Source organism: Fibrobacter sp. UWB7 (assembly GCF_900142945.1).
Taxonomy (GTDB): Bacteria; Fibrobacterota; Fibrobacteria; order Fibrobacterales; family Fibrobacteraceae; genus Fibrobacter.
This window is the reverse complement of sequence record NZ_FRCO01000005.1, coordinates 178,049-200,352: the sequence shown is the minus strand read 5'-3', so window position 1 is coordinate 200,352 and position 22,304 is coordinate 178,049. Positions and strand designations below refer to the sequence as shown.

The window sequence follows — 22,304 nt, the reverse complement described above, 5'->3', positions numbered from 1 at the left end:
CAATCTTCCCGAAAGTCTCGCGGGCTTTCGCTTTTTCCTTCGTGACTCGGTTTCGACCTCGTCTCTCAGGAACGGCGCCAATTATAGAATTTTCAGATATCTTTGCAAGGGGTAAATTCGAAAAAAATTTCACTTTTTTTCACTTTTTTCGATGAAAACGGGATGTACGCCGCCGGAAATACACAAAGTCAACAATCTATAAACAGAAATCTTTTTTCGCCATCGACGAGAAATGACTGGACCCTTCACTTCGTTCAAGGTGACGATTGAAAGAAGACAATCCTCAGGAAAAGGGCGATGCCGGAACAGGGTCCGGCATGACAACTAGAGGAAAGCCCAGGGTAACGAATGAAAAACAAACGTTTTACCGGTACTTTAAGCCGGGGAAAGCCTCGTAATACGACTTTTTGTCAGCGTACATGCGTTCATCGGCAAGTCGCATTGCAGTACGTATATCGCTCTCACCATAACAGACTCCGACAGAGAAGCGAACGTCCTCTGTAATTTTCGACAAGTAATGGACTTGATCGACACGACGTCGGACTTCATCTTCAGCGATTTTGGACACAATTATCATGAACTCGTCACCGCCAGCACGAAAGACCTCGCCATCATGGAAAACGCTTTGCAAAATCGAGGCTGCCTTACGCAACATCTTATCGCCCGCAGCATGTCCACGTTCATCATTCACTCGTTTAAGCCCATTTAAGTCCGCAAATAGTACAGCTTCCGGCATCGGAACCTGACCTTCGACAATCTGATTGACCAGATTATTCATCACGTTTCGATTCTTGATACCCGTTAGGGAATCTATCGTACTCATGACTTCAAGTTTGTTCAAAAGCTTATAACTTGCAATTTCGGATGCGATAAAGAACGTTGTAAGCTCAAGCGTTTCCTTAATCTTCATGACATCTTCGACATTGAAGTTGAGCGACCACATATAGCCGAGCAACTTTCCACCGTGACGCAACGGGAACAGCACCACTGTTTTAACCCCGGCATAACGAAGAGACGCATGCCAAACAGGATTCCGTTCGCGCAGATTTTCCATATCGCGGTCATCTTTCAAGATGATGCAAGTGCTCCCTGCAAGCGTACCTGGCCACGTTTCCAAAATCGCATAGAACCCCTGTATATAGCGAGCCATCGGGTACAGCCCAGACCCTTCACGGAGAGATTCCGCAAAAATCGAGCAAGTACATTTTTCATCATCGGTCAACAAAATACAGCAATGGTCCGAGCCACAAATCTTGCGGATATCCTCGACCACATCCTGGAACGCGTGCTTGATATTGCCCGAGCCACGCAACTTGATGCAAGCTTTCAACACGTCAGCAGCGGTATCCGCAGAAATGTCCGCCATCGCGGAAGAATCTGCCTTGGGGGCAACGTCATAACAGTAAATGCAATAACCAATATTTTCTTTGTCCGAATCAAGCGGCAAAAGGAACATATTGAGCCAAAGACCCATCATGTAAAGGTTCACGTAAGCATGGAGCGGTTTTCCATCGCGAATACAACGGAAGCAATGCTCTTCAAAATTCGGATTCTTTGGGAAACAAGCCTCATAGGGGCAACCGGGTTCAAACGGATGATTGAGCGCAGCCATGTCTTCGCAATGAGCTTTATTGCCCGCAACTACACGGATATTTCCATAAGTCCCATCTGGGAAAAATTCAACAGAAACAACACAAGCCTTAGCTTTATAGTGCGACAGCAAATCATCAAAGTTCATAACAAATCCCCTATTTTTCGTTTATTAATATAACCTTTTTGGACGGGAAAGTCATTCAGAAATTTTATTTGTACTACCCATTCCAGCCCCTAAGTTCTAAAAATTCGCCATCCTAGGTTTTTCCACAAGTTGCGAATATACTCATCGCCAAAGCGCAAGCGTTGCGGCAATGTCGGTGTGCGGTCATAGAGCATTTGCACAAACTCGTCTTTCTGACCCGCGAAATCGAGAATTTCGACCGTATAAACGCTCGGCACTTTGGGGTTGCACGAATGATGAATCGAAACAACAGTTCCCTTGACATTCAAGTCTTTGTTGTCCGTAGAGATTCCAAGCTCTACTTGCTCGCCCAAATAAAGTACATCAACTTCATCGACAAAGACATCCACCGAATGCTCGGTTAGCTTAGTCGTCACGCCTTCCACAAGTTTTCCATCGCTCTTGTGGAGCGCAACAAGCTCGGCAGCAAAGACCTTCACATTTTCGCTATCAGAATCACGACCAAAACCAAGGAACAAGCACATCGTGAGATAATACGAATTGCGCACAAGCCAGAACAGCACCGCCAAAATTCCGATGTATTCAAAAGCCACCATCATGTAAGTCATGTGTACAATCCCCGCAAGCGTGAGCACCAAAAGAACCGCAAACGGCAAAAGGCTTCGCTTGTCGATAACTCTACGAGCACTTACCTTTTCTTTTTTCGTTACTTTAAACTTGGAAAGCGTTATGCCAAACACCTCCTTCACGACAGGCATCAAGAGGAACGGCATCACGGACGTCTCGTAAATACCGCTCCACTGCGCAGAGATTTTGCCTTGGCTCGTAACGCGAAGCGCAAGGATTTGCAAAATGTGCATCGGCAACCAGAATAACGCAAGGTCCACAAGCGTACACTTGAAAATCGGGATGCAGAACACAGCAAACATCAACGGCGAAATGAGATAAATCAAGTTCTTGATCGGCGAGAACCAGTAAAGCACGGAATTCAAGTAACTCATCTTTTGCGACACATCCAATTTACGGTTACGCAAGAACTTGAGCTGCTTTGCAGTCGCAATCACACCACGCCCCCAACGGGTGCGCTGTTGCACATGTTCTTGGAACGTCGAGGGAGCAACACCCGATGCAAGCGGTTCAGAAAGCCCGAGGCTAACATAACCCGCCGATTCAATCAGCATGCCCGTCGCAAAATCTTCCGTAATAGACTTTGTATAGAATCCGCCGATATCTTCGAGCGCTTTACGGGAAAGGATTGTATTCGAACCACCGTAAATTACGCTGTTCGTTGAAGTTTTTGCAACCTCAATCACGTCATAGAAATAATCCTGTTCATTCGGCACAACGCGCTCAGCATAAAGATTGTGCTGGAACACGTCAGGCGTATAAAAACTTTGCGGGGTCTGGACAAAACCAAGCGCACGGCGACGTTCCTTTGGCAAGCTCGCATTGATGCGCTCGGCATCGACAAAGTACGGAATCGTCTTAAGCAAGAACTTCCGTTGCGGAATCATGTCGGCATCGAACGTTACCACATACGGAGAATTCGTCCGGGCAAGAGCAGCGTTCAAGTTTCCCGCCTTTGCACCTTTGTTATCCGGGCGGTCAAAGTAAATCACGCCAAGCTCTTCGGCAAGGGCACGCATTTCAGGGCGACGGTTGTCATCACACAGGCAAATATTGACTTTGGACTTGTCCGGGTATTCCATGTGCTTACAGCCGATAATCGTCTTGCGCAAAAGTTCCACAGGCTCGTTGTACGTCGAAATGAAAATATCGACATCCGGGAATTCTTCATCTGCAATTTTTGGAAGCGGATGATCGCGCAACTTGAGCAAACCACCGTAATGGACAAATGATTCAAAAAAGCCGAGAACCTCTACAACGAGCAGGAGAGAACTCCCCACCACAGCTATCCAGCCATAAGCATACGGAATCGAGCACGTTACACGCCAGCAGAGGTAAACGAGCGTGCAGAGCGTACTAAACAAGAGGAACATATCGCCAAAAATCACCTTGGCTGGGCTCTTATTAAATTTTTTTGCCGCTTCGTCCGTACTGTATTTTAGCAAGTCATCGTAAGAGCGGATAATTTTGTTTTTAGAACGCTTTCTGTACTTTTCCAACGCAAGACACAGAAAGAGAAAAATAAACAGAGGCCCAGCAAACACGAGCCAGACCTTGTGTGGCTTAGAACGGGCTAAAATCTTGAAATTTTCAATCGCGCTATACTCAAGCGTAATTTGATCAATCGGTTTTCCTTGGAATAGCGCCTTTGCAAAACGTCCCGAAATTGTCAAATCACCATCCGTCAAATATTCCACAGCACGGGAATCATCACGGATCATCGAAGATTCTTCTTCTTTATTCGAAAGATTCCAAATGGTATAGCTTATATGCAAGGAGTCAATCAAGCTATACCAAATCCTTACATTTTCAAAATCAATTTTTCCATCACCCGATTCTTCGCAGAGACCACTTTCCGTGACGAATATCGGCGTTCCTCGTTTCATGACATTACGAAGTTTTGCACGAAAGACATAAGTATGCGAAGTTGCATAAAAATGGAACGAATACATCACGTTGTCGAACGGAAGCGGATCCTCTGCCGGGTACTGGATTTCACGAGCATAGTTTGGCGTACCAATGACAATCAGAGCATCAGGTTTGTGCCTGCGAATCACCGGGATAACGACATGCGCATATTCCTTGATGTCTTCCCAGGTGCAGTCGCCATTGGGCTCATTGCAAATTTCAAAAATCACGTTCGGGACATTCGCATATTCCCTAGCCATTTCGTTAAAGAAAGAAATCGCCTCGGCAAGATACACATTAGGGTTCTGATCTTCTAGAACATGCCAGTCCACAATAACATACATGTCGTTTGCAATGGCGTATTCAACCCCCTTGCGCAAAATTTCCATGTTCTTTTTGCGGTCGCCCTCCACATAGTCCTTGGAGTACATGGCAAGGCGAATGAGGTTCGCATTCCACTCTGTGCTGAGTTGCTTAAACAGTTTGTTATTCACAAACTGCGGAAACCATGTGAGACCATGGGTGCTTGCGCCCTTAAGAACGACGACATTCCCATGCTCGTCGTGAAGCTCCGTACCCACAACATGAAGTTTACCGCTCGTCGATGGACGCGCAACAGGAGTCGCCACCGCAAACGAGACAAAAGACAAAACCAAAAAGAATAGAAAGAAAAACTTCCGCACAACCATATCATTAAGATATGAAAATAAACAGAATATTGCAACATTTATCTTTACGCATTAAAAAAGCACCCCACATTTGCAGAGTGCATTGTACCTATTATGAATAGCGTTTATTACTTGCCGTGGCGGAGCTTGGAACCAATAGCGCGGAAAATATCCTTAATCTGTTTTTCGGTCATCGTCGGCGTTTCGGCAGACTTGGCAAGACCCGTCCTATTATGGAAGTTTGTAATCAAGTCTACAAATTCAGCGGAAGCAGAGATGTCCTGATCATAGAGATCAAAATTGAAGAATTCCTGCGTTTCGCCGTTTTCATATTCTTGCTGATAATCCTTAAAAGCCTTTTTACAATCATTTTCGACATACGCATAGCGGAATCCCTGCTTGACGGTGCTAGTCACGCCACCATACGACACCGTATATTCAATGGAACCCTGCGTATGAGAGACATAAGTCATTTCAAGACCTTCAATGCTGAGAGTCTTGCAGCTCATGTTAATAGAGTTCTTCGGAACTTTCGCAATCAAGGAAAGCGTTTCTTGCATTTCGCCAAAGTTTTCGAAAATGCAATCCGTATTGATATAGATAACATCACTGTAATACGGATCTTCGAGAACGACACCTTCAATCAGCGGACTTTTAACAGTCGCGCTCTTATAGAAATTGCCTTCCGGGAACTGTTCACCGGCAGCAACTCTAAATTCATAAGTGTTCTTGCCAGCACCATCGCCCAAATCCATTTGAGCCGTGCCGTTGCCAGCATCCGTCAATGCACCATGCTGAGTCGTCTTTTTCCAAACAGCTTCGTTTGCATAATCCGTGCAAGTAGCCTTGGTAATTTCCAAGGTACCATCGGCAGCATAGCTATATTCACCCATTTCAGAAATGATATAGTCCGTCGGGAGGGCGGCTGGAGTTGGAGCCACGGAGCTGGAATCATCGGAAGACGATACGCAACCCGTCATAGCAAGGGCGACCGCAGGGAGTACGGCAAGAACTTTTTTCATATAAATCCTCATTATTAAATTGTCCTTACTAATGTACAATTTTTTTAAGCTTTACACAAGAAAAAACATGTACAAAGTGAAGATTTATTTACTTGAGTTGTAAAATCGCTAATAAAGGATTATAGATCTTACCAATCCTTAGCCGGGCGAGCTTGACCGCGAACGGGTTTCCAGGGCTTGCGTTCGCCGTTCTGTTCGTCAAAGTCCTTAAGGAGCTGTGCGGCTTCTTCAGGAGTCATTTCGCCAGGTTGAAGCGGCTGCTGTTCTGGCACACCGCCGTTACTATCACTGGAATTACCTTCAGACTGTTCAGGCTGTTGCGGCTGCTCTCCGGCACCGCCATTGCTATCGGAACTATCGCCACCCTGGCTACTGCTAGACTGACCGTTCTGACCTTGATTCTGTTGATCCTGATTTTGGTCATTCTGGGCACTAGAAGAACTCTGGTCGCCATTCTGGTTCTGATTTTGCTGATCCTGGTTCTGCTGATCTTTATTCTGGTCTTGGTTTTGCTTGTCCTGATTCTGATCCTGGTTTTGGTCCTGATTATTTTGGTCTTGATTCTGGTCGTTCTTAGGATCGTTCTTCTTATTTTCGTTTTGCTGCTCGTTTTTCGCTTCGTGAATGCGGTCGAGGAGCATCTGCAATTTCTGATCGTTCGGGTAGTATTGCAAGCCTTCGTTGCAAGTGATTTCTGCTGTCGGCAAGCGGTTTTCGATGTACTGGAACGCCGCATCGCCATAGTAGGCAGAAGCCGACTTCGGAGCCGCGAATGCAACGGATGCAAGGAACAAAGTTACAGACGAGAGACGAATGACGAGAGAGGAGAGAGACTGCTTCATTAGATTACCTCCAGGTCGTTGTCGGTGTTGCTGGCGTCAATCTTAGTCTTGGGCTTGCGACCGGCTTTGATTTCGATGACGTCGTCAATGCGCTGCACATGGCCGCTCAACTGGCTTGCGGTCTCGTCTTCGGCAATCAGGTTCTCGAGCATCTGCTTGCCTTCGGCATACTTGCCATCCTTGCAAAGCTGGAGCGCACGAGCCAAAACCTGCTTAGCTTTTTCGCTCAGCGGAGGTTGTTTCTGGTCATTCTGATTTTGGTTCTGGTCCTTGTTTTCTTTTTGCTTGTCGAGTTCTTCCTTAAGCTTACGCTGGACAATTTCAACGTTCTTCTTCGCGTTTTCAAAATCGTTATCGAGGTCAATTGCCTTTTTCAAATAAGCAACCGATTCACGCCAGGCCGCAATGCGCGCACTCGGTTCCTGAGCTTTTTCGCCCACGCGGAAATGCGTATTCGCCAAGTTATACGCCGCCTTCGCCGCCATATTCCTGTCGGGCATGCGCACAGCGCTTTCGAGTTCCTTCTTGGCTTCTTCAAAATTGCCAAGCTTGTACTGGCACGTTCCAATATTGTAGAACAAAAGCGGATTTGCGGGCTCCGCTTCGCGGGCCTTCATGTACTTTTCAAGCGCACCGGCATAATCGCCAGCGGCAAAAAGCTTGTTGCCATCATTGATTGGTCGGGCAAACGTCGCCACAGCCATAAGCATCGTCAAAGAACAAATCTTAAATACAGTAGAAATTCGCATATTCACACTTCTTATTCTTTTTCGAACACCAATATATCAAATTTCAACTTCTCAGAGTAATTTTGTGGGGTATGCTACAATATATTTTCCAAAATTACGGACTGAAAAGCCGCGCTGTTCAAACCACGAAAGCCTTGAATCCTTGTTTTCCATAAGATAAACGGCTTGCGTATCGGCATTGCCCAAATCAAACGTGAAAACATAGCGGTCAAATTCGTGCACGTAGAGGAACGCGCTCGGGAAATTCGTGTAGCGCACCGTCGAAAGGTAAGAATTCAAGTCCACCTTGCCATAAAAAAGTACTCGCGGGTAGCTCACGTTCGGGTCCACATAAATTTTATCGCCCGGTTTCGACTGCGACTGCGCAAATTCCATGGCATCGCCAATGCCTTCGCAGAACGGATTTGCAATCTGGTCCTTATATACCGTAAAATATTCACGTTCGAAATTGGCAAAGCTCAAGAGGTACGCCACCAGCGGAACATAAATCAACTTCGGGTGGATATAGCTAAACGCGAGAATAATCCCTTGCGCCGCCATAATTATAATCGGGATAAAAATCAAGTTCACGCGATTGACATTGACGCTGATTAAAACGCCAATTGCAAAGGCGGCGAGTAGCCAGACGAGCATAAAGAACGAGAGCCCAAGCTTGCGCGACTTTACATCACGCACCGTCTGCCAAATGTTTTCGACAAGGCCGACAAAGAAAAATGCAAACGTCACCGGATAGAAAAGCCCGAAATTGCGGATGTAATTCCACGGGAGTCCATCGGACTGGTTCTTCAAAATATTCCAAAGGTTCATGAAATTTTCAGGGATGCGTTCAAACGAAATTTCACTCGCCCTAAAATAAACAAGCTTCGGAATGCTGATAAACGGCAAGCGGATTTCATTGATGACGCCCTTGTTCACAAGCATAAAGAGCATGAGCGGGAGCGCAAGTGCAGCAAGCACGCCAAGCGAAATCCAAGTATAACGATTGTTGTGTATGGACTTTGTCCAAAGTGCATAAATCACATTCAGCAAAATAATGAACGGGACAGCCACCCAGATGGTCGCATATGCATAAAGCGAGAGTCCGTAAAATGCAGCCGAGGCAATCAAGAACTTCGGCTTTTCAAGACCATTCACAAAGAAGAAAAGTCCGAACAGCACAAATCCCGGCGCCAAGTTCGATTCAAGAGCCCAGCGCGAAAGCATCACATGCCATGGAGAAATCGCAAGCAAAAGTGTTGCTCCCAAAGCAAAGCGTTCGCTCGAGAATCGGCGCACCAAGAAGTAAACCGCCGCAAGCGACAAAAGCCCCACCAGAAGCATCGGCAAGCGGATTACCCAGACATGCATCCCGAAGAGTGCCACAAACGGAATCATCAAATACGATTCGAGAGCATTCATGCCGGACCCCCAAGCGGTCAGGTAAACCGGCAAGCGGTAGCCGTAAGAATCAGCAGCATGGTGTAAAAGCGTATAGGCGTTATAGCCCGCAAAAGCTTCGTCCTGGTTGATATCGCCCGGCACGGAGCCGAACATGTAGACACGTGCAAACGTCCCTAGCAGCAAAATTGCAGCAAAGACAAATTGCGCCGCCGTTCGCGATTTCAGCCAAGCAAGAACCTTGTCCATTACTTCCTCTTTGTCACGATGACATTCAGCCAGTCGGCATGGTCGTAAGCATTATCGCCATCGGCATCGGCCTTGAGGATAATCGTCTGCTGACCACCGATATAGACTTTAGCCGATTGCGGCTTTCTATTGCCAAATACAACGTCACCTTTCCAGAGCGTTTCTTCGGGCGTTGCCACAATAAAGCGCACGGAGCCACCGCCACCCGCTTCATCGTCAATGCCCACGACAAATTCGAGCGAATCCGCATCCGCGGGCATCTTGAAGAACAGTTCAGAATTGGCGTGCGTGCCAATGCCATTTTTGTACTGCTGACCACGAACAGTAAGCGTAGCGCCATCGACAGCGCGGTTCACACGAGGCCTCCCGTACTGTTGCGTGTAATGGTCAATCGGCAAATCCGTGAGGTAGAACTGGTTCGACTGGAGTTCCACATTGACCGGCATGAGTCCGACAATTTCAGAAATGAGCATCGGGAAAAGGAACAATGCAAGCACCATGTACGGCGTAAAGCGCGGGAACGGGATGCGGGCAAGCTTTTCAATCAGCGCCGGGAACGCACGCGGGGCAAAGTTGTTCACAACACCCGCAATGAAGATGAGGAGTGCAAGTCCAGAAACCGGCACCCACAAATCGGCACCCTTGAAGCCATTCACCATTGAAATATTCATGGCACAAATGGCAGTCACTAGAATTGACCAGATCCAGGATTTCTTCGTTTCAAGCACCATCCACATGCAAGCAAACGGAACGGCGTAAATCAGGTAACGTTCATGCATGCCCGGCAACACAAGGAAGAACGCAAAAGCTTCCCAAGTCGCAAGTTCAAACGTGCGGCGGAGTGTTTTGGCAAAGAGAGCGCACTTCAAAATGTAAGCAGAGATAATCACGAACAGAATCTTTCCAAGCCAGGACGGCGAAAGCAAAAATCCAATACCTTCCGGCGAGAGCCCGAAAAGCGGATTCACGTCACGGCTCGTATTGCCCACAAAGAACATCCAAGTGTTCGCTGCATTGTAAGTCGAGAACGGGTACTGTTCCGTCGTGTTGAGGTAAGCATGCGTGAGGAGCCCCGAGAGGTTCCCTGCAACGATGAAAGGCAAGAACACAAGTGCAATTGCAATCACCATGAGCGGGAGCCCGCGCCAAGACTGCTTATAGCGACGGAGGAAAATGCCACCGAAAATCGGCAAAAGCAAAATCATCTGGAACTTTGCCAAAAGCGCAAGTGCAAAGAACATCGAAGCGTACTTTAAAAGTCCGCGGAAGTTGATGCAGTAAAGAGCGGCAATGCCAAAGATGCAGGGGAACAAATCGACCTGTCCCCAAATCGGGCCGTCGAGCAAAAGCGCCGGGTTCAAAGCCACAAACGCAAGCACGAGATGTGCAGAGTACTTCGGCAACTTGAAGCGCGCCACCAGTCGGCTCGCCAAATCGACAAGTCCTACATGTCCAAAATAAACCGGCCACAAGCAGAAGAACTTGAGAAGGGTTCCCTTTTCTATCGGGATGTTTGCCAAATTATGGACTTGCGCCACAATCCAAAGCCAAAAAACATAAAGCGGAGGATAGTTGCCGTTAAAGCGTTCAAGCCCGTTATTCGCCAGTTGCTTGACCCAATCCGCCCAATAGTTTTGGTCACCGCCAAAGGCAGCCGCATTCGTGCAGAACAAGTTTGCAAGCAGGCAGATAACGCCCCAAATCAAAAAGTACTGGATAGACTTATCGTTTTTCACCAGAAGCTCCAAAATGTTTAAAATGAATATTCACGGAATTCGCTTTCCGATACACAAAACCAAGTCCCTTCCAGAAATAATCCAAAAGTACAGATGCGATGTACGTCATTGCAATAAGCACCAACAGCGACGGGATAGCATATCGCGGAGCTGCAACAATCTTTGCCGGAACATCGAAATAGTAACAGAAGAACGGGTGGATAAGCCACATAAATGTGCTCTGGCGACCGAGATGCCAAAATCCTTTTTTCAGCATTTTCATGCGATTCAGGAGATCCATGCTCGCTACCGTCAAAACGGGAATGAAGAACACATCAAAAATTTCGCCCACTTCATTTTGACGCATGACAATGACCATGCACCAGACGAGGAAATCCGCAAACGGATTCAAGAGTCCATGCTGTTTTGCGGAATCATGCAAGCGGTCGAACAACCCATTACGAGCCACAACAGCGCCCATCCAGAAGCAAGCCGCATACGGTGCAATCTGGCAGAACATGCGAACATACATGTGGCTATTGCCAAGAACGCCAAGTGCAGGGACTGTTTTAAGCCCTGGGAAAATGTGAGCAAACAAAAGCGACACAACGACGACAATAAAAAGATTCACCCTAGCCGAATAGCGGTCGATAATCGCACGAATGAACGGGAAAGTAATCAAGGCAAACGCATAACTTATCAGGAACCACCATTCCCTGTTGTACGTTGAAGTAAATCCCAAAAAGTTCGAGAGCAGTTCTCTTGGCACAAGTTTTTCAAAGCGCGAATAAATAAAAGGATCAATGCAATACGGAAACTGCGAAGAGAAGAACAAGAATCCTATCGGAATGAAAACGAGAAAAACTTTCCAATAAGCAAAGTAAAGTCTCTTAAGCCTACCAACGATATCATACGACTTTCCGTAACTGCTCTTGTAAACACCATAGCCGCCAAAGAAGAAAAACATCGGTACGCAAATTTTACCAAAAATTCCCAAATAAAGAGTCGAAGGCATACCAAACAATGTGAACAAGCCCACAACGCCACCACCGGGAATTCGATTCGGGAAAAACCAAAGGTGATGCATGAGCATGCAAACAATTGCAATCCCCTTCATAATTTTGGTATCATCGGGCGTTAAGAAATTATCGATTGCGTTTGAACTTTTTTGCATAATATTCTTTTACGTAATTTGATTTGGAAATTATAGAAATCTTTTGGCACATTGCCATTTACATTGTTCCCATTTTATAAATTTAAAAGCTAGGATTTACAACGGAGAAGGAACTGTTATGCCCGAAATAAAGAGCACAACGTGTAAAAATCATTCCATAGAACTCATTAGGATTGTGGCATGCCTGCTAGTGATTATGGCACATAGTCAAATCAGCATCTTAAACAACAATGAACTGATTAGCGGTAGACTCGCCATTTCGACAATCCTCGCCGACGACGTTCCGCTATTTTTACTGGTAACCGGTTTCTTTTTCTTTGGCAGAATCAAGTCCGATGCAGACATCATCCCGACTTTCCCGCATAGAGCAAAATCATTTTTCTCCCGCGTTTATATCCCCACGATTGTCTATATCCTAATCAACATCATTTACCGTTATTACAACAGTCCAACACCACTCAATTCCATTTTAAATGCCGACTGGGATTATCTCGGACGATTCATTTTCAGGTTACTCCCCGGCGACCATTTGTGGTACATTTGTACTTACATGTCGTTTATCTTCTTTTTCCCGATGCTAGCTTTCGTTTGTCAAGACAGCCCGCAAAAGAACAAATTAAGGCGGACTCTTTTGGGAACTGCCATCGGTGCTGCAGTCATTGGCGACGTGCAATATTTTTTCAAGTTGAGCATGATTGATTTCGAAAAATTCCTTTGGGGGTATTGCACTATTTTCCTTATTCTCGGATACGAACTTTCACTGTTCATCTGCAAATTTGAAAACAAGCGGAGCAAGCTTTTTGCCATCGGCATCGTTATTTATCTACTCGGCTTTTTCATCAAGTTTGGCCTGCAATATTACATGTTCACCGAATACGGCGAGAATTACGCGAACAACAGATTCCGTTGGCTCCAGTGTTCGCCTTGCTTTATAACGACTGTGGGAATGTTCATCGCCGTGTACGCACTTGGTACATTAATCAAAGCAAAGGGCATCGTGGCACGCATCATCAATTACGTTGGTTCCTGCACATTCGCGATTTACCTTTTCCATTTCATGGTCATCCTTGAAACGGGAAATTTGCGCAGCACGATTTTCTGGAAAACGGGAGCCGCAATGACATTTTTCAATGCCATCGCGTATTACATCCCTTACGCCCTCGCCGTATTTGGTTTGACTTTGGTTGTGGCGATAGTCTTCAAATACGTTGTCGAAAAGCCCGTAGCAAAGCTCTTTAGCAAAAAAACGCCTTCACAAGCTTAATCATGTCTTCGTGGTCGCTAGTGGCCATCATCTCGCGGATGCTGTGCATGCTAAGCATAGGCTCGCCAATATCGACTGTCGGGATTCCGAGATTTGCAGAAACCGTCGGACCGACCGTCGAGCCGCATGGCATGTCGTTTCGCATGATGAACACCTGTAACGGGATTCCCGCTTTTTCGCAAAGCAGTCGAAGCTGCGCAGAACTCATCAAGTCGCTCGCATAACGTTTTTGCGCGTTTGCCTTGAGCACAATGCCCTTGCCCAACAGCGGAGCATGATTCGATTCGTGCTTTTCCGTATGGTTCGGGTGCTCGGCATGCGCCATGTCGATGGAGAGCGCGATACTAGACGAGAGACGAAAGGCGAGAGACGAAAGAGGCGAAGTCAAAGAATCCAAGACGCTCTTCAAGAAGTTGCCGGCGGCACCTTCGCGGGTGTTAGAACCGACTTCTTCATTGTTGAAGAAACACGCCACAAAACAATCGTTTTCAGCCGACTTGGCTCCAACAATCGCTTCAGCAATGGCATGGCAACTGCTCAAGTTATCAAGTCTGCCCGAATAAATCCATTCGTCATTAAAGCCACCACGATTTGCAGGCTGAGCATCAAACAACTGCACATCAAAATCAATCAGGCGAGCCCCCGCAGGGAGCTCCTTTTCAAGAGCCTTCACAAACAAGTTCTTACGATTTTCAGAAGCATTACCTTCCGAAGCGCATGCCCACAGTGCATTGAAATCAATCTGAGGATTGACCTTGAGACCATCCTGGTTCACACCTCGGTTCAAGTGAACCGCCAACTGTGGAATCCTGAAAAGTTTTTCACCACGGAACAGCCTCGTTTTGAGCGTTGAATTATCGGCATCGACGTATGCGAGCATCCCTGCATATCCAAGATCGCGGTCGAGCCAGCTCGTGTAAAGCGGAGAACCGTAAACCTCCGTATGGAGCGTGCACACACCCGCATTCACGCCATCTGGATTCGGGGAAATCTTAAGCGTCGGAAAGTCCGTATGCGCAAGCGCAATCCTGAACTTCGACGTGTCACACCACTGTTTTGGCGTACGGAACGCAATGACAGAACCTTCGCGGCACACGAAATAGGCTTTTGCAGGCTCAAGACTTGCGCCTAATTCCATTTCAGCAAAAGAATTTGCCTTAAAAAACGACTTCAAAGCGTCTACAGTATGGTACGGCGTCACAGCGGTATTCAAAAATTCAAAAAAATCCATATTTCCTCGAAAAAATTCAATTAAATTCAATTTGACAATATAATCTATTTATATTTCACGCAAGCAATGGCATTTCAAAAGATAAAACAGATCAACTGGATGGAAATGTCCGGCCTCCTGGTCGGCGTTGTGACCACCGTTGCTGTAATGATTTTTTCGCTGACGCTCTACCACTACCTCAATGACAACGGAGTCATCAAGGTCAAAGAGTACACGCTGCACAGTAAGTTCGAAAAGGCTCTCGGCCTTAGACCGGGTACCCGTGTACAGATTAGCGGTGTCGATGTCGGACAGATTAAAAACATGAAGATCAATTCCGATGGCATGGGTGTGCTTATGGAATTTGCCATCCGCCAGGAATTCCAGCCGCTGATTACCGACAGTGCATCAGTCTACGCCATCCGCGACCAGAACATGATTTCGGCTCGAGTCATCAATATTGACATCAGGAACGGCAAAGGAAATATTCTTCAAGACGGGGATACCTTAACGGCAGGCAAAGCTCAAGATATCGAAACCGTCGTGGAAACCGCCAACGAACTTTTGGGCCGCGTAAACCACCTTATCGATGCCGCCGACACGCTTATCGCAATGGCTCTCGATACAGGAACGACCATGGGTGCGTTGTTCGGTTCCCGTGCACTTTACGACAATCTCAACCGTCAATTGTTCCGCCTAGACGAAATTACATTCATCGGCAAGAACGTGCTGAAGAAGACATCCTTCTTGCTCGATACAATGAAGACCGACGTACCGCGACTCGTCAGCCGCGCAAACGAAGTCACGGATAACGTAAGCAACCTGCTAGAAGATTTCAAGCCGTTACCGGGTCAGGTCACTTCGCTTTTGAACTCTATGGATTCTACCGTGGGCCGTGTAGACAACCTCGTGACAGACTTCGGCACGGTCACTACCGGACTGCAAGACTTCATGAATACAACGGAAAGCACCTTGCAGAGTGCAGACGACTTAATGAACGGCATGTCCAAGATGTGGCTTTTGAAAGGCAATATACCGAAGCATGACTCTGTGCCCTTTGTCGTGGAGACGCTATGGTAACGAAGGCTTTGAAAATCGCTCTTTGCGTAGCGCTTAGCGGAACCGCTGCATTTGCCACGGAATCCGGAAAAATCGCCTCGCGTGCGCAGAAGTCCATTAAGGCAGGGAATTTTGCCAAAGGCTATTCGCAGCTCGAACGCGCTCTCGTTGCAAGCCGTAAAGAAGCGGACCTCAATTCCGAGACTCGCATCTTTATCGCCATGGGTCAAATCCGCACCATGAGTCTCGATTTTGAACTCGCCGATTCACTGTTGAACGTCATCCACGATGATGGCTTGGACCGTTCCACAAAAGCAATGCTTGTCAAGTCAAAAGTGACTTTGAAAAACGCAAGCGAAAAGTACAGCGAAGCTGTTTCGCTTTGCGAGAGCGTTAATGAAGAGGAACTGGATAAGCTTGCCGACGAACTGCAAGGTTCGTTCTATTCGGAATGCGCTATTGCCTATGCAGGCGCCCACCGCGAAGACAAAGCCAAGCAAGCCCTCAAGATGGTCGACAAGCGCCTCGATGACGATACGGGAATTTACTACTGGACGGAAGCCCGCACTAGGGATTTGCTAGGTCAAGACGATGCCGATAAATTCTACCACAAGGCAGAATCTGAATCGGTCAAGTCCAATACACCTTACATGACCGCAAGCATTCTTTACCATCGCGCAAAGCTTATGAGCAAGACAAATCCTGCAGTTGCAAAGGATTTGCTCCGTCGCTGCAAAACATCATTTGAGCTGATGGGTCTCCCCAACAACACTAAACGCTGCGCAGAATAATTATTTCTGTACTAAAGAATCCGCGACACTTACTTTAGTCGTATCAGCGGCAGTAGAATCCACGGCGGGTTCTTCGACTTTTTTCATGGCAAGGAGGCGGTTGTAAACGACAACCGGCGGGATACGGCCTTCGACCATGCCATCAACAAGATACTTGACCTTTTGGTAATTTTCGTCCTTGTCGTAGTCGGCAATCAAGCCCTTGTAACCGAGGAGCTTGAGAATCTTTGTATAAAAGCTTGCACGAAATTTCTTGAAACGCGGTTGCATCACGTCGTTCAAGATTGTTTCAAGCGCAGTCTCGGTCTGCATAGAGTCGAGTTCAAAGCTGCGGTATATCGTGCGGATGTGATCAGGAATCGTTGTATCCGGGCTATCGAAATACTTGCGCATCACGTTGGCGGCTTCGGTCCTGTTGGGGTACGGACCACGAGCGAGGCGAAGTGCAAAGTAAAGCGAAAGGCGCCAGTTTTCAGGATAAACGCGAGTCGCACGGCGGAGTACCGAGAAGTCCGAAGTATCGGGAGCATCTACAGGAGTCACGCCACCGACAAAATAATACGGCGTATAGAATAGCGAATCCAAGCTCGTCGAAAGTTCGGCGACATGGCCGAGATACGCATATTCCTTGCCGGTGAGATAGCTTTCACCAAGTTCGGTAAGGCCCTTGATCCAAAAGAGCCCCGCTACCGAGGCGTCATGCCCTGCTGCCACATAGCGAACAGACGAAGCCTTCGGCAAGAAGGATTCGTCAAAGTTCGTGCCAGGAAGCGGCTTCGCGTAATGGAACGCAAGCGCGATGATGGCAATAGCAGTTATAATAGCAGCAAGGAAACGCATAAGTTAATTAAAGCTGGCAAGCCTCTGCGAGTTTTTCGAGTGCATCGACGCAATCGTTCGCGTAGTTTGCCGGCGTATCGTTACGCTGCCATGCAAAGTTGAGTCCACTGCTCGAGTTGAGCACATGGAACTTGCGCTTGCCGCCACCATTTTGGATAGCCTTGAGAACAGTCTTGGCATCGCCGCCCTGACCACCCGGCACGCCCGGAATGGACACGCCCGGAATGAGGAACGGGATTTCGTGTTTGTGAGCAACGGTGTAAGCCGTAATCTTCTCAAGTTCTTCCGGGTGGGTTGCACCGACAACGGCACCGAGGTAACCCTTGTCAGCATCCCATTCCATAATCTTGTCTGCTACGGAATAGAACGCTTCGGCAACGTCGCGCGGATCGTCACTGCGAGTAACAGACAGATCCTGGAAATCGTGAGCACCCTTGTTGCTTGTGCGGAGGAGCACGTAGGCACCGTTTTCGCTATCTTCGCGAATGAACGGACCGACGGAATCGGCACCCATCCACGGAGAGACGGTCACGGCGTCTGCACGGTAAACATCGTAAGCAGCGTTGGCGTAGGCGGCACTGGACTTGCCAATGTCACCGCGCTTTGCATCCAAGATAACCGGGATGCCAGCACTTCTGTAATCGGCAATGAGCTGCTGCAGAACAAGCATCGACTGCACGCTCACGCATTCGTAATAAGCGCTGTTCGGCTTTACGACAGCCGGCTGCACGTTACGCTTGAGGCAGCATTCCAAGATGTCGGAATAGAAGCGCTTGATGCGGTCTTCGGGAGTGCCTTCGAGCGGGATGAGCTTGAGCACAGGGTCCATGCCCATGCACACCGGGTTGCCGCACTTTGCAATACGCTGTTCAAGGCGATCGTAAAAGCACGTCATTACTTCAATTCCTCCTGAATCTGGGCGGCTTCGTAAGAGAGAATGCCGTGTGCGACAGCCACATTCAGAGATTCAAGTTCACTGCTCATCGGGATCTTCACCGTTTCGTCGGCAAGTTCGATGAAGTACGGGTTCGTGCCGGCACCTTCGTTACCCACGAGGAAAGCCATCTTGCGGAGCTTGTGAGCCGGGATTTCGCGGAGGGACTGCTTAGCGTGCAAATCCGTAGCGATGATGGTATAGCCCTTGCTGCGAAGGAAGTTGATCTGGTCCACGAGATCCACGTCGAATTCAAACGGAACGCGGAGGAACGTGCCCGAGGAACCGCGCACAACCTTCGGGTTGAACGGACTCACGGTACCGCGACCGAGAATCATGCCCGAAGAATTGAAACCGAGGCTCGTGCGGAAGAGCGTGCCGAGGTTACCCGGATCCTGCACGGCGTCCACAAGCGTAAGCACGCTGCGGCTTGTTTCATAGACCGGCTTCTTGCTTGCGATGTTGCAGTAAGCGATGATGCCCTGCGTCGTCATCGTCGAAGAGAGGCGCTTCATCTGGTCTTCGGTAAGAGTGTGGAGCGTAATTTCGGCTTCGTTAATAGCTTCGATGAGTTCTTCGTTTTCGAAACCTTCGACAACGTAAACAGAAATCACGAGTTCGCGGTGGTGCTTCACGAGTTCTTCAACAACGTGAACGCCTTCGCCAAGGAACTTGCCTTCGCGTTCGCGACCCTTTTCAGTCGTGCAAGCGATGAGGCGCTTGAACCACGGCGGTGTAGAGCCTGCATCTTCAACGGCTTCAATCTGGGCAGCGCGTGCTTCGAGTGCGGCTTCGTCCAAGTTCTCGTCAACGGCTTCCTTCTGTTCCGGACGCTGACGGTAGACCGGGGCGTTCATGGCACCGCGCGGTCCGCGGTTAAACGGCTTGTCGCCAAAGCGGCGCGGACGGCGGTCACGGTCAAAGCGGCCACCACCACGGCGTTCTTCACGATTGAACGGACGGCCTTCGCGGTTTTCATCGCGGTTGTCACGGTCGAAACGGCGTTCACCACGGTCAAAGCGGCGGTCGCCGCGGTCACGATCAAAACGACGATCGCCACGATCACCACGGAACGAGGGCTTGTCGCCAAAGGAACCGCGGTCATCGTCACGACGAGGGCGGCGTTCAGGAGCTTCGCTAACTCCAAATTTACGGTCAAGCGTCATTCTTACAGTGCGCTTCGGCTTGTTTTCTTCTTCACTCATAGTTTTTCCATCAACTGTTTGGCGACGGATTCCCCGTCAATTTTCAAGATCTTGTAGAGAGATTTGATTTCTCCCTGTTCAACGAATCTGTCCGGAAGACCAAACCGGTACAGTTTCTTGTCCGTATAGCCAAGGTCGGACAAAAGTTCCGCAATAGCTGAACCATAGCCACCCACAAGCGTGTTGTCTTCCAAGGTCACAATGACATTGTGGCTGTCGAACAACGAACGGTAGCATTCCTGGTCAAGCGGCTTAATAAAACGGGCATCCACAAGCGTCGGGTTGTATCCGTTTTCACGAAGCACGGCGGCTGTTTTCTTGAGTTCATTTGTCATGAAGCCGGCGCCCAACAAGAGTATGCCGGAGCCCTTCTCAAGAATCTTGGGGCTTTTATAATCGAACGGTCCTTCCGAGGGGACAAGCTCTGCAGCAAGTGCAGTGCCTCTCGGGTAGCGGATAGCCACGACACCTTCCATATCGATGGCGGCAGTCAACATGTCGCGCAGTTCATTTTCGTTGGAGGGTGCCAAGATGGTCATTCCGGGAACAGTCCGCAAGAACGACAAGTCAAAGGCGCCATGATGCGTCGGACCATCTGCGCCGACAAGGCCGGCACGGTCGAGCACAAGCACCACATGCAAGTTCTGGAGTGCAATATCGTGGATAATCTGGTCGTAAGCGCGCTGCATGAACGACGAGTAAATCGCGACCACCGGCACAACGCCATCGCAAGCCATACCCGCCGCAAACGTCACGGCATGCTCTTCGGCAATGCCCACGTCAATCACGCGGTCCGGGAGTTCCTTTGCAACGATATCCATGCCGCAGCCTGTAGGCATTGCAGCCGTGATACCCATGATGCGCTTGTCCTTACGGGCAAGCTGCAAAAGCGTATTGCCAAACACGCTCGTAAGAGACGGGTTCGGATTTCCCGGAGCAAGCGGGAGTCCGCTTTCAGGGTCGAACGCACCGCAACCGTGATACTTTGTCGGATTCTTTTCGGCAGCGTCAAAACCGCGTCCCTTCTCGGTCAGCACGTGCACAAGGCACGGACCCTGCTGCTGCTTGACGCGTTCAAGAATCATCACAAGTTCATCAATGTCGTGACCATCAATCGGACCAAAGTAGCGGATGCCCAAATCTTCAAAGAAGCGACCAGGCTTCACAGCGTTCTTCGCCGCATTCTCGACCTGCAAGAAGAGGTCACGGAAACGAGAACCCAGAATGCCCGGCAAACGATGCATCAGGCGATCCAGGTCCGTACGCATCTTGTTGTAAACCGGATCCGAAATCACGCGGTTCAGGTACTTGCTAAAGCCGCCAATGTTCGGAGCAATACTCATCTTGTTATCGTTCAAGATGATGGTCATGTTCTGCTTGGAGGCGCCAACGTTATTGATAGCCTCGTAAGCCATACCGCCCGTCATGGAGCCATCTCCAATGACAGCAACCACGTTGTTGTTGCGGTTGAAATGGTCGCGTGCAACGGCAAAGCCGAGAGCCGCAGAAATAGACGTCGTGGCGTGGCCCGCCCCGAAGCAGTCGTAAACGCTTTCATTCCTCTTGAGGAAGCCGGAAATGCCTCCCTGCTGGCGCAAGGTATCGAACCGGTCATAGCGGCCGGTCAATAACTTATGCACGTACGCCTGGTGCCCCACGTCCCAAACAATCTTATCGTCGGGTGCGTTGAACACGTAATGCAGCGCAAGAGTCAGTTCAACAACGCCAAGGCTCGACGCCAAATGACCACCGTGCTTAGCCACTTGACCAATGATGGTCTCGCGGATCTGCGCGGCGAGATGGTTCAGTTCCTCGACGGAACAGTGCTTCAAGTCCTGAGGCGACTTAACGTCTTTCAGTTCCATTTATTTCACTCGCGTGATGATGTATGCCGCTATAGAACGGAGGATGGAGGTATCGCATGTAAGGCCATCCAAAGCCTTGATGGATTCCTCGTAGAGTTCCCTAGCGCGTTCCCTAGACTTTTCCAGTCCAACGATGGACGGGTAAGTAGCCTTGCCCTTTTCGATGTCAGAGCCGGCGTCCTTACCAAGTTCTTCGGTCGTAGAGACAATGTCCAGAATGTCATCCACAATCTGGAAGGCAAGCCCGATGGAGCGGCCGTAGTTGCGGATGATTTCCATATCCTTTTCGCTTGCCTTTGCAAGCATCGCACCCACGAGGAGAGAGGCTTCGATAAGGGCAGCCGTCTTGTGGTAGTGAATGTAATCGACAATTTCTAGATCGACAGTCTTGCCTTCGCATTCGATGTCGGTCATTTCGCCACCGATCATGCCGTACGTGCCAAGCAAGTGAGCAAGGAGCTCGATAGCCTTTGCGTTACCGGTCTTGCCCATCATCTCGAAGGCGTGGATGCAGAGGGCGTCGCCAGCCATCACGGCAGTAGCTTCGCCAAACTTCTTGTGGCTTGTGAGCTTTCCACGGCGGTAGTCGTCGTTATCGACACACGGAAGGTCATCGTGGATAAGGCTGAACGTGTGGAGCATTTCGAGAGCGCTCGTTGCAAGCCAAATCTTGTCTCCCTTGCCGCCAAACATGTCAAACGTGGCCTTGGCAAGTCCCGGACGCAAGCGCTTGCCGCCTGCGAACATGGAATAGCGCATAGCCTCGTGCAAACGGCACGGACGGTCCTTTACTGGGGGGAGATGTTCATCAAACTTCGCCTCGGCATCTTTTGCGATGCGGGCGAGATATTCCTGAGCAATTTTTGCTTCTGATTCAATAGACTGCATGTGCACAAAGATACTTAATTCGAGGCGCACTTAAAAGGGCTTTACCACTAAAACTAGAGTTTTAAATCTTTAATTTAAGAAGTTTAGCATGCGGGAGGGGCCCCAGCTCGGAGTTGCGAAGGCCGCACGGGCCCCTCCCTGCACCCTCCCCATCCTTGGCCGACGCTTTTTTCTCTAAA

At 48.8% G+C, this 22,304-nt stretch carries 17 protein-coding genes; 3 read left to right on the top strand and 14 right to left on the bottom strand.

Annotated features, from left to right (window positions below; translation table 11 throughout):
- Window positions 1-364 precede the first annotated feature (364 nt).
- The 8 genes from BUC30_RS13380 to BUC30_RS13345 form a co-directional block, all read right to left on the bottom strand.
- Entirely contained in the window at window positions 365-1,738 is a 1,374-nt protein-coding gene (locus BUC30_RS13380; RefSeq protein WP_073425429.1) for a diguanylate cyclase domain-containing protein, read from the bottom strand.
- 89 nt (window positions 1,739-1,827) lie between these two features.
- Window positions 1,828-4,929: a cellulase family glycosylhydrolase gene (locus BUC30_RS13375; protein WP_244536653.1), complete on the bottom strand. Its 3,102-nt coding sequence runs from the start codon at window positions 4,927-4,929 to the stop codon at window positions 1,828-1,830.
- A gap of 140 nt (window positions 4,930-5,069) precedes the next feature.
- Window positions 5,070-5,963 carry a hypothetical protein gene (locus tag BUC30_RS13370; RefSeq protein ID WP_073425426.1) on the bottom strand — a complete coding sequence of 298 codons (894 nt, stop codon included), beginning with the start codon at window positions 5,961-5,963 and terminating at the stop codon, window positions 5,070-5,072.
- Window positions 5,964-6,091: 128 nt separating this feature from the next.
- Window positions 6,092-6,805, bottom strand: coding sequence for a hypothetical protein (locus BUC30_RS16215; RefSeq protein ID WP_073425424.1), 714 nt, complete (start codon window positions 6,803-6,805; stop codon window positions 6,092-6,094).
- Window positions 6,805-7,554 (bottom strand): tetratricopeptide repeat protein, encoded by a 750-nt coding sequence (locus BUC30_RS13360; protein ID WP_073425423.1) that lies wholly within the window; start codon window positions 7,552-7,554, stop codon window positions 6,805-6,807. Before BUC30_RS13360 ends, BUC30_RS16215 begins: the two co-directional genes overlap by 1 nt.
- A 51-nt stretch (window positions 7,555-7,605) precedes the next feature.
- Window positions 7,606-9,180, bottom strand: a complete 1,575-nt coding sequence (locus BUC30_RS13355; RefSeq protein WP_073425421.1) for a glycosyltransferase family 39 protein — start codon at window positions 9,178-9,180, stop codon at window positions 7,606-7,608.
- Window positions 9,180-10,916: an NPCBM/NEW2 domain-containing protein gene (locus BUC30_RS13350; RefSeq protein WP_244536652.1), complete on the bottom strand. Its 1,737-nt coding sequence runs from the start codon at window positions 10,914-10,916 to the stop codon at window positions 9,180-9,182. Before BUC30_RS13350 ends, BUC30_RS13355 begins: the two co-directional genes overlap by 1 nt.
- A complete protein-coding gene (locus tag BUC30_RS13345; RefSeq protein ID WP_073425418.1) occupies window positions 10,903-12,069 on the bottom strand; it encodes an acyltransferase family protein in 1,167 nt (388 codons plus the stop codon). Before BUC30_RS13345 ends, BUC30_RS13350 begins: the two co-directional genes overlap by 14 nt.
- A 118-nt stretch (window positions 12,070-12,187) precedes the next feature.
- On the opposite strand from BUC30_RS13345, the gene BUC30_RS13340 reads away from it, so the two are divergent.
- Window positions 12,188-13,333: an acyltransferase gene (locus tag BUC30_RS13340; RefSeq protein ID WP_073425417.1), complete on the top strand. Its 1,146-nt coding sequence runs from the start codon at window positions 12,188-12,190 to the stop codon at window positions 13,331-13,333.
- On the opposite strand, the gene BUC30_RS13335 is transcribed toward BUC30_RS13340, so the two are convergent.
- Complete coding sequence (locus tag BUC30_RS13335; protein WP_073425415.1) at window positions 13,305-14,564, bottom strand: M18 family aminopeptidase; 1,260 nt, start codon at window positions 14,562-14,564, stop codon at window positions 13,305-13,307. The genes BUC30_RS13340 and BUC30_RS13335 overlap by 29 nt on opposite strands.
- Before the next feature lie 66 nt (window positions 14,565-14,630).
- Here BUC30_RS13335 and BUC30_RS13330 point away from each other — a divergent pair, with 66 nt between their 5' ends.
- A complete protein-coding gene (locus BUC30_RS13330) occupies window positions 14,631-15,623 on the top strand; it encodes an MlaD family protein (RefSeq protein ID WP_073425414.1) in 993 nt (330 codons plus the stop codon).
- On the top strand, window positions 15,617-16,393 hold the full coding sequence (locus BUC30_RS13325) for a hypothetical protein (RefSeq protein WP_073425412.1): 777 nt from the start codon (window positions 15,617-15,619) through the stop codon (window positions 16,391-16,393). The genes BUC30_RS13330 and BUC30_RS13325 overlap by 7 nt, the downstream gene beginning before the upstream one ends.
- Here the strand turns inward: BUC30_RS13325 and BUC30_RS13320 are convergent, their stop codons facing one another.
- The 5 genes from BUC30_RS13320 to BUC30_RS13300 are packed head-to-tail and all read right to left on the bottom strand — an operon-like array spanning window position 16,394 to window position 22,125.
- Window positions 16,394-17,233, bottom strand: coding sequence for a hypothetical protein (locus tag BUC30_RS13320; protein ID WP_073425411.1), 840 nt, complete (start codon window positions 17,231-17,233; stop codon window positions 16,394-16,396).
- A 7-nt stretch (window positions 17,234-17,240) separates the two neighbouring features.
- Entirely contained in the window at window positions 17,241-18,128 is an 888-nt protein-coding gene (gene pyrF, locus BUC30_RS13315) for an orotidine-5'-phosphate decarboxylase (RefSeq protein ID WP_073425409.1), read from the bottom strand.
- Complete coding sequence (locus tag BUC30_RS13310) at window positions 18,128-19,372, bottom strand: TrmH family RNA methyltransferase (RefSeq protein ID WP_073425408.1); 1,245 nt, start codon at window positions 19,370-19,372, stop codon at window positions 18,128-18,130. The genes pyrF and BUC30_RS13310 overlap by 1 nt, the downstream gene beginning before the upstream one ends.
- Window positions 19,369-21,237, bottom strand: a complete 1,869-nt coding sequence (dxs, locus tag BUC30_RS13305) for a 1-deoxy-D-xylulose-5-phosphate synthase (protein ID WP_073425406.1) — start codon at window positions 21,235-21,237, stop codon at window positions 19,369-19,371. Before dxs ends, BUC30_RS13310 begins: the two co-directional genes overlap by 4 nt.
- On the bottom strand, window positions 21,238-22,125 hold the full coding sequence (locus BUC30_RS13300) for a polyprenyl synthetase family protein (protein ID WP_073425405.1): 888 nt from the start codon (window positions 22,123-22,125) through the stop codon (window positions 21,238-21,240).
- Window positions 22,126-22,304: the final 179 nt, after the last annotated feature.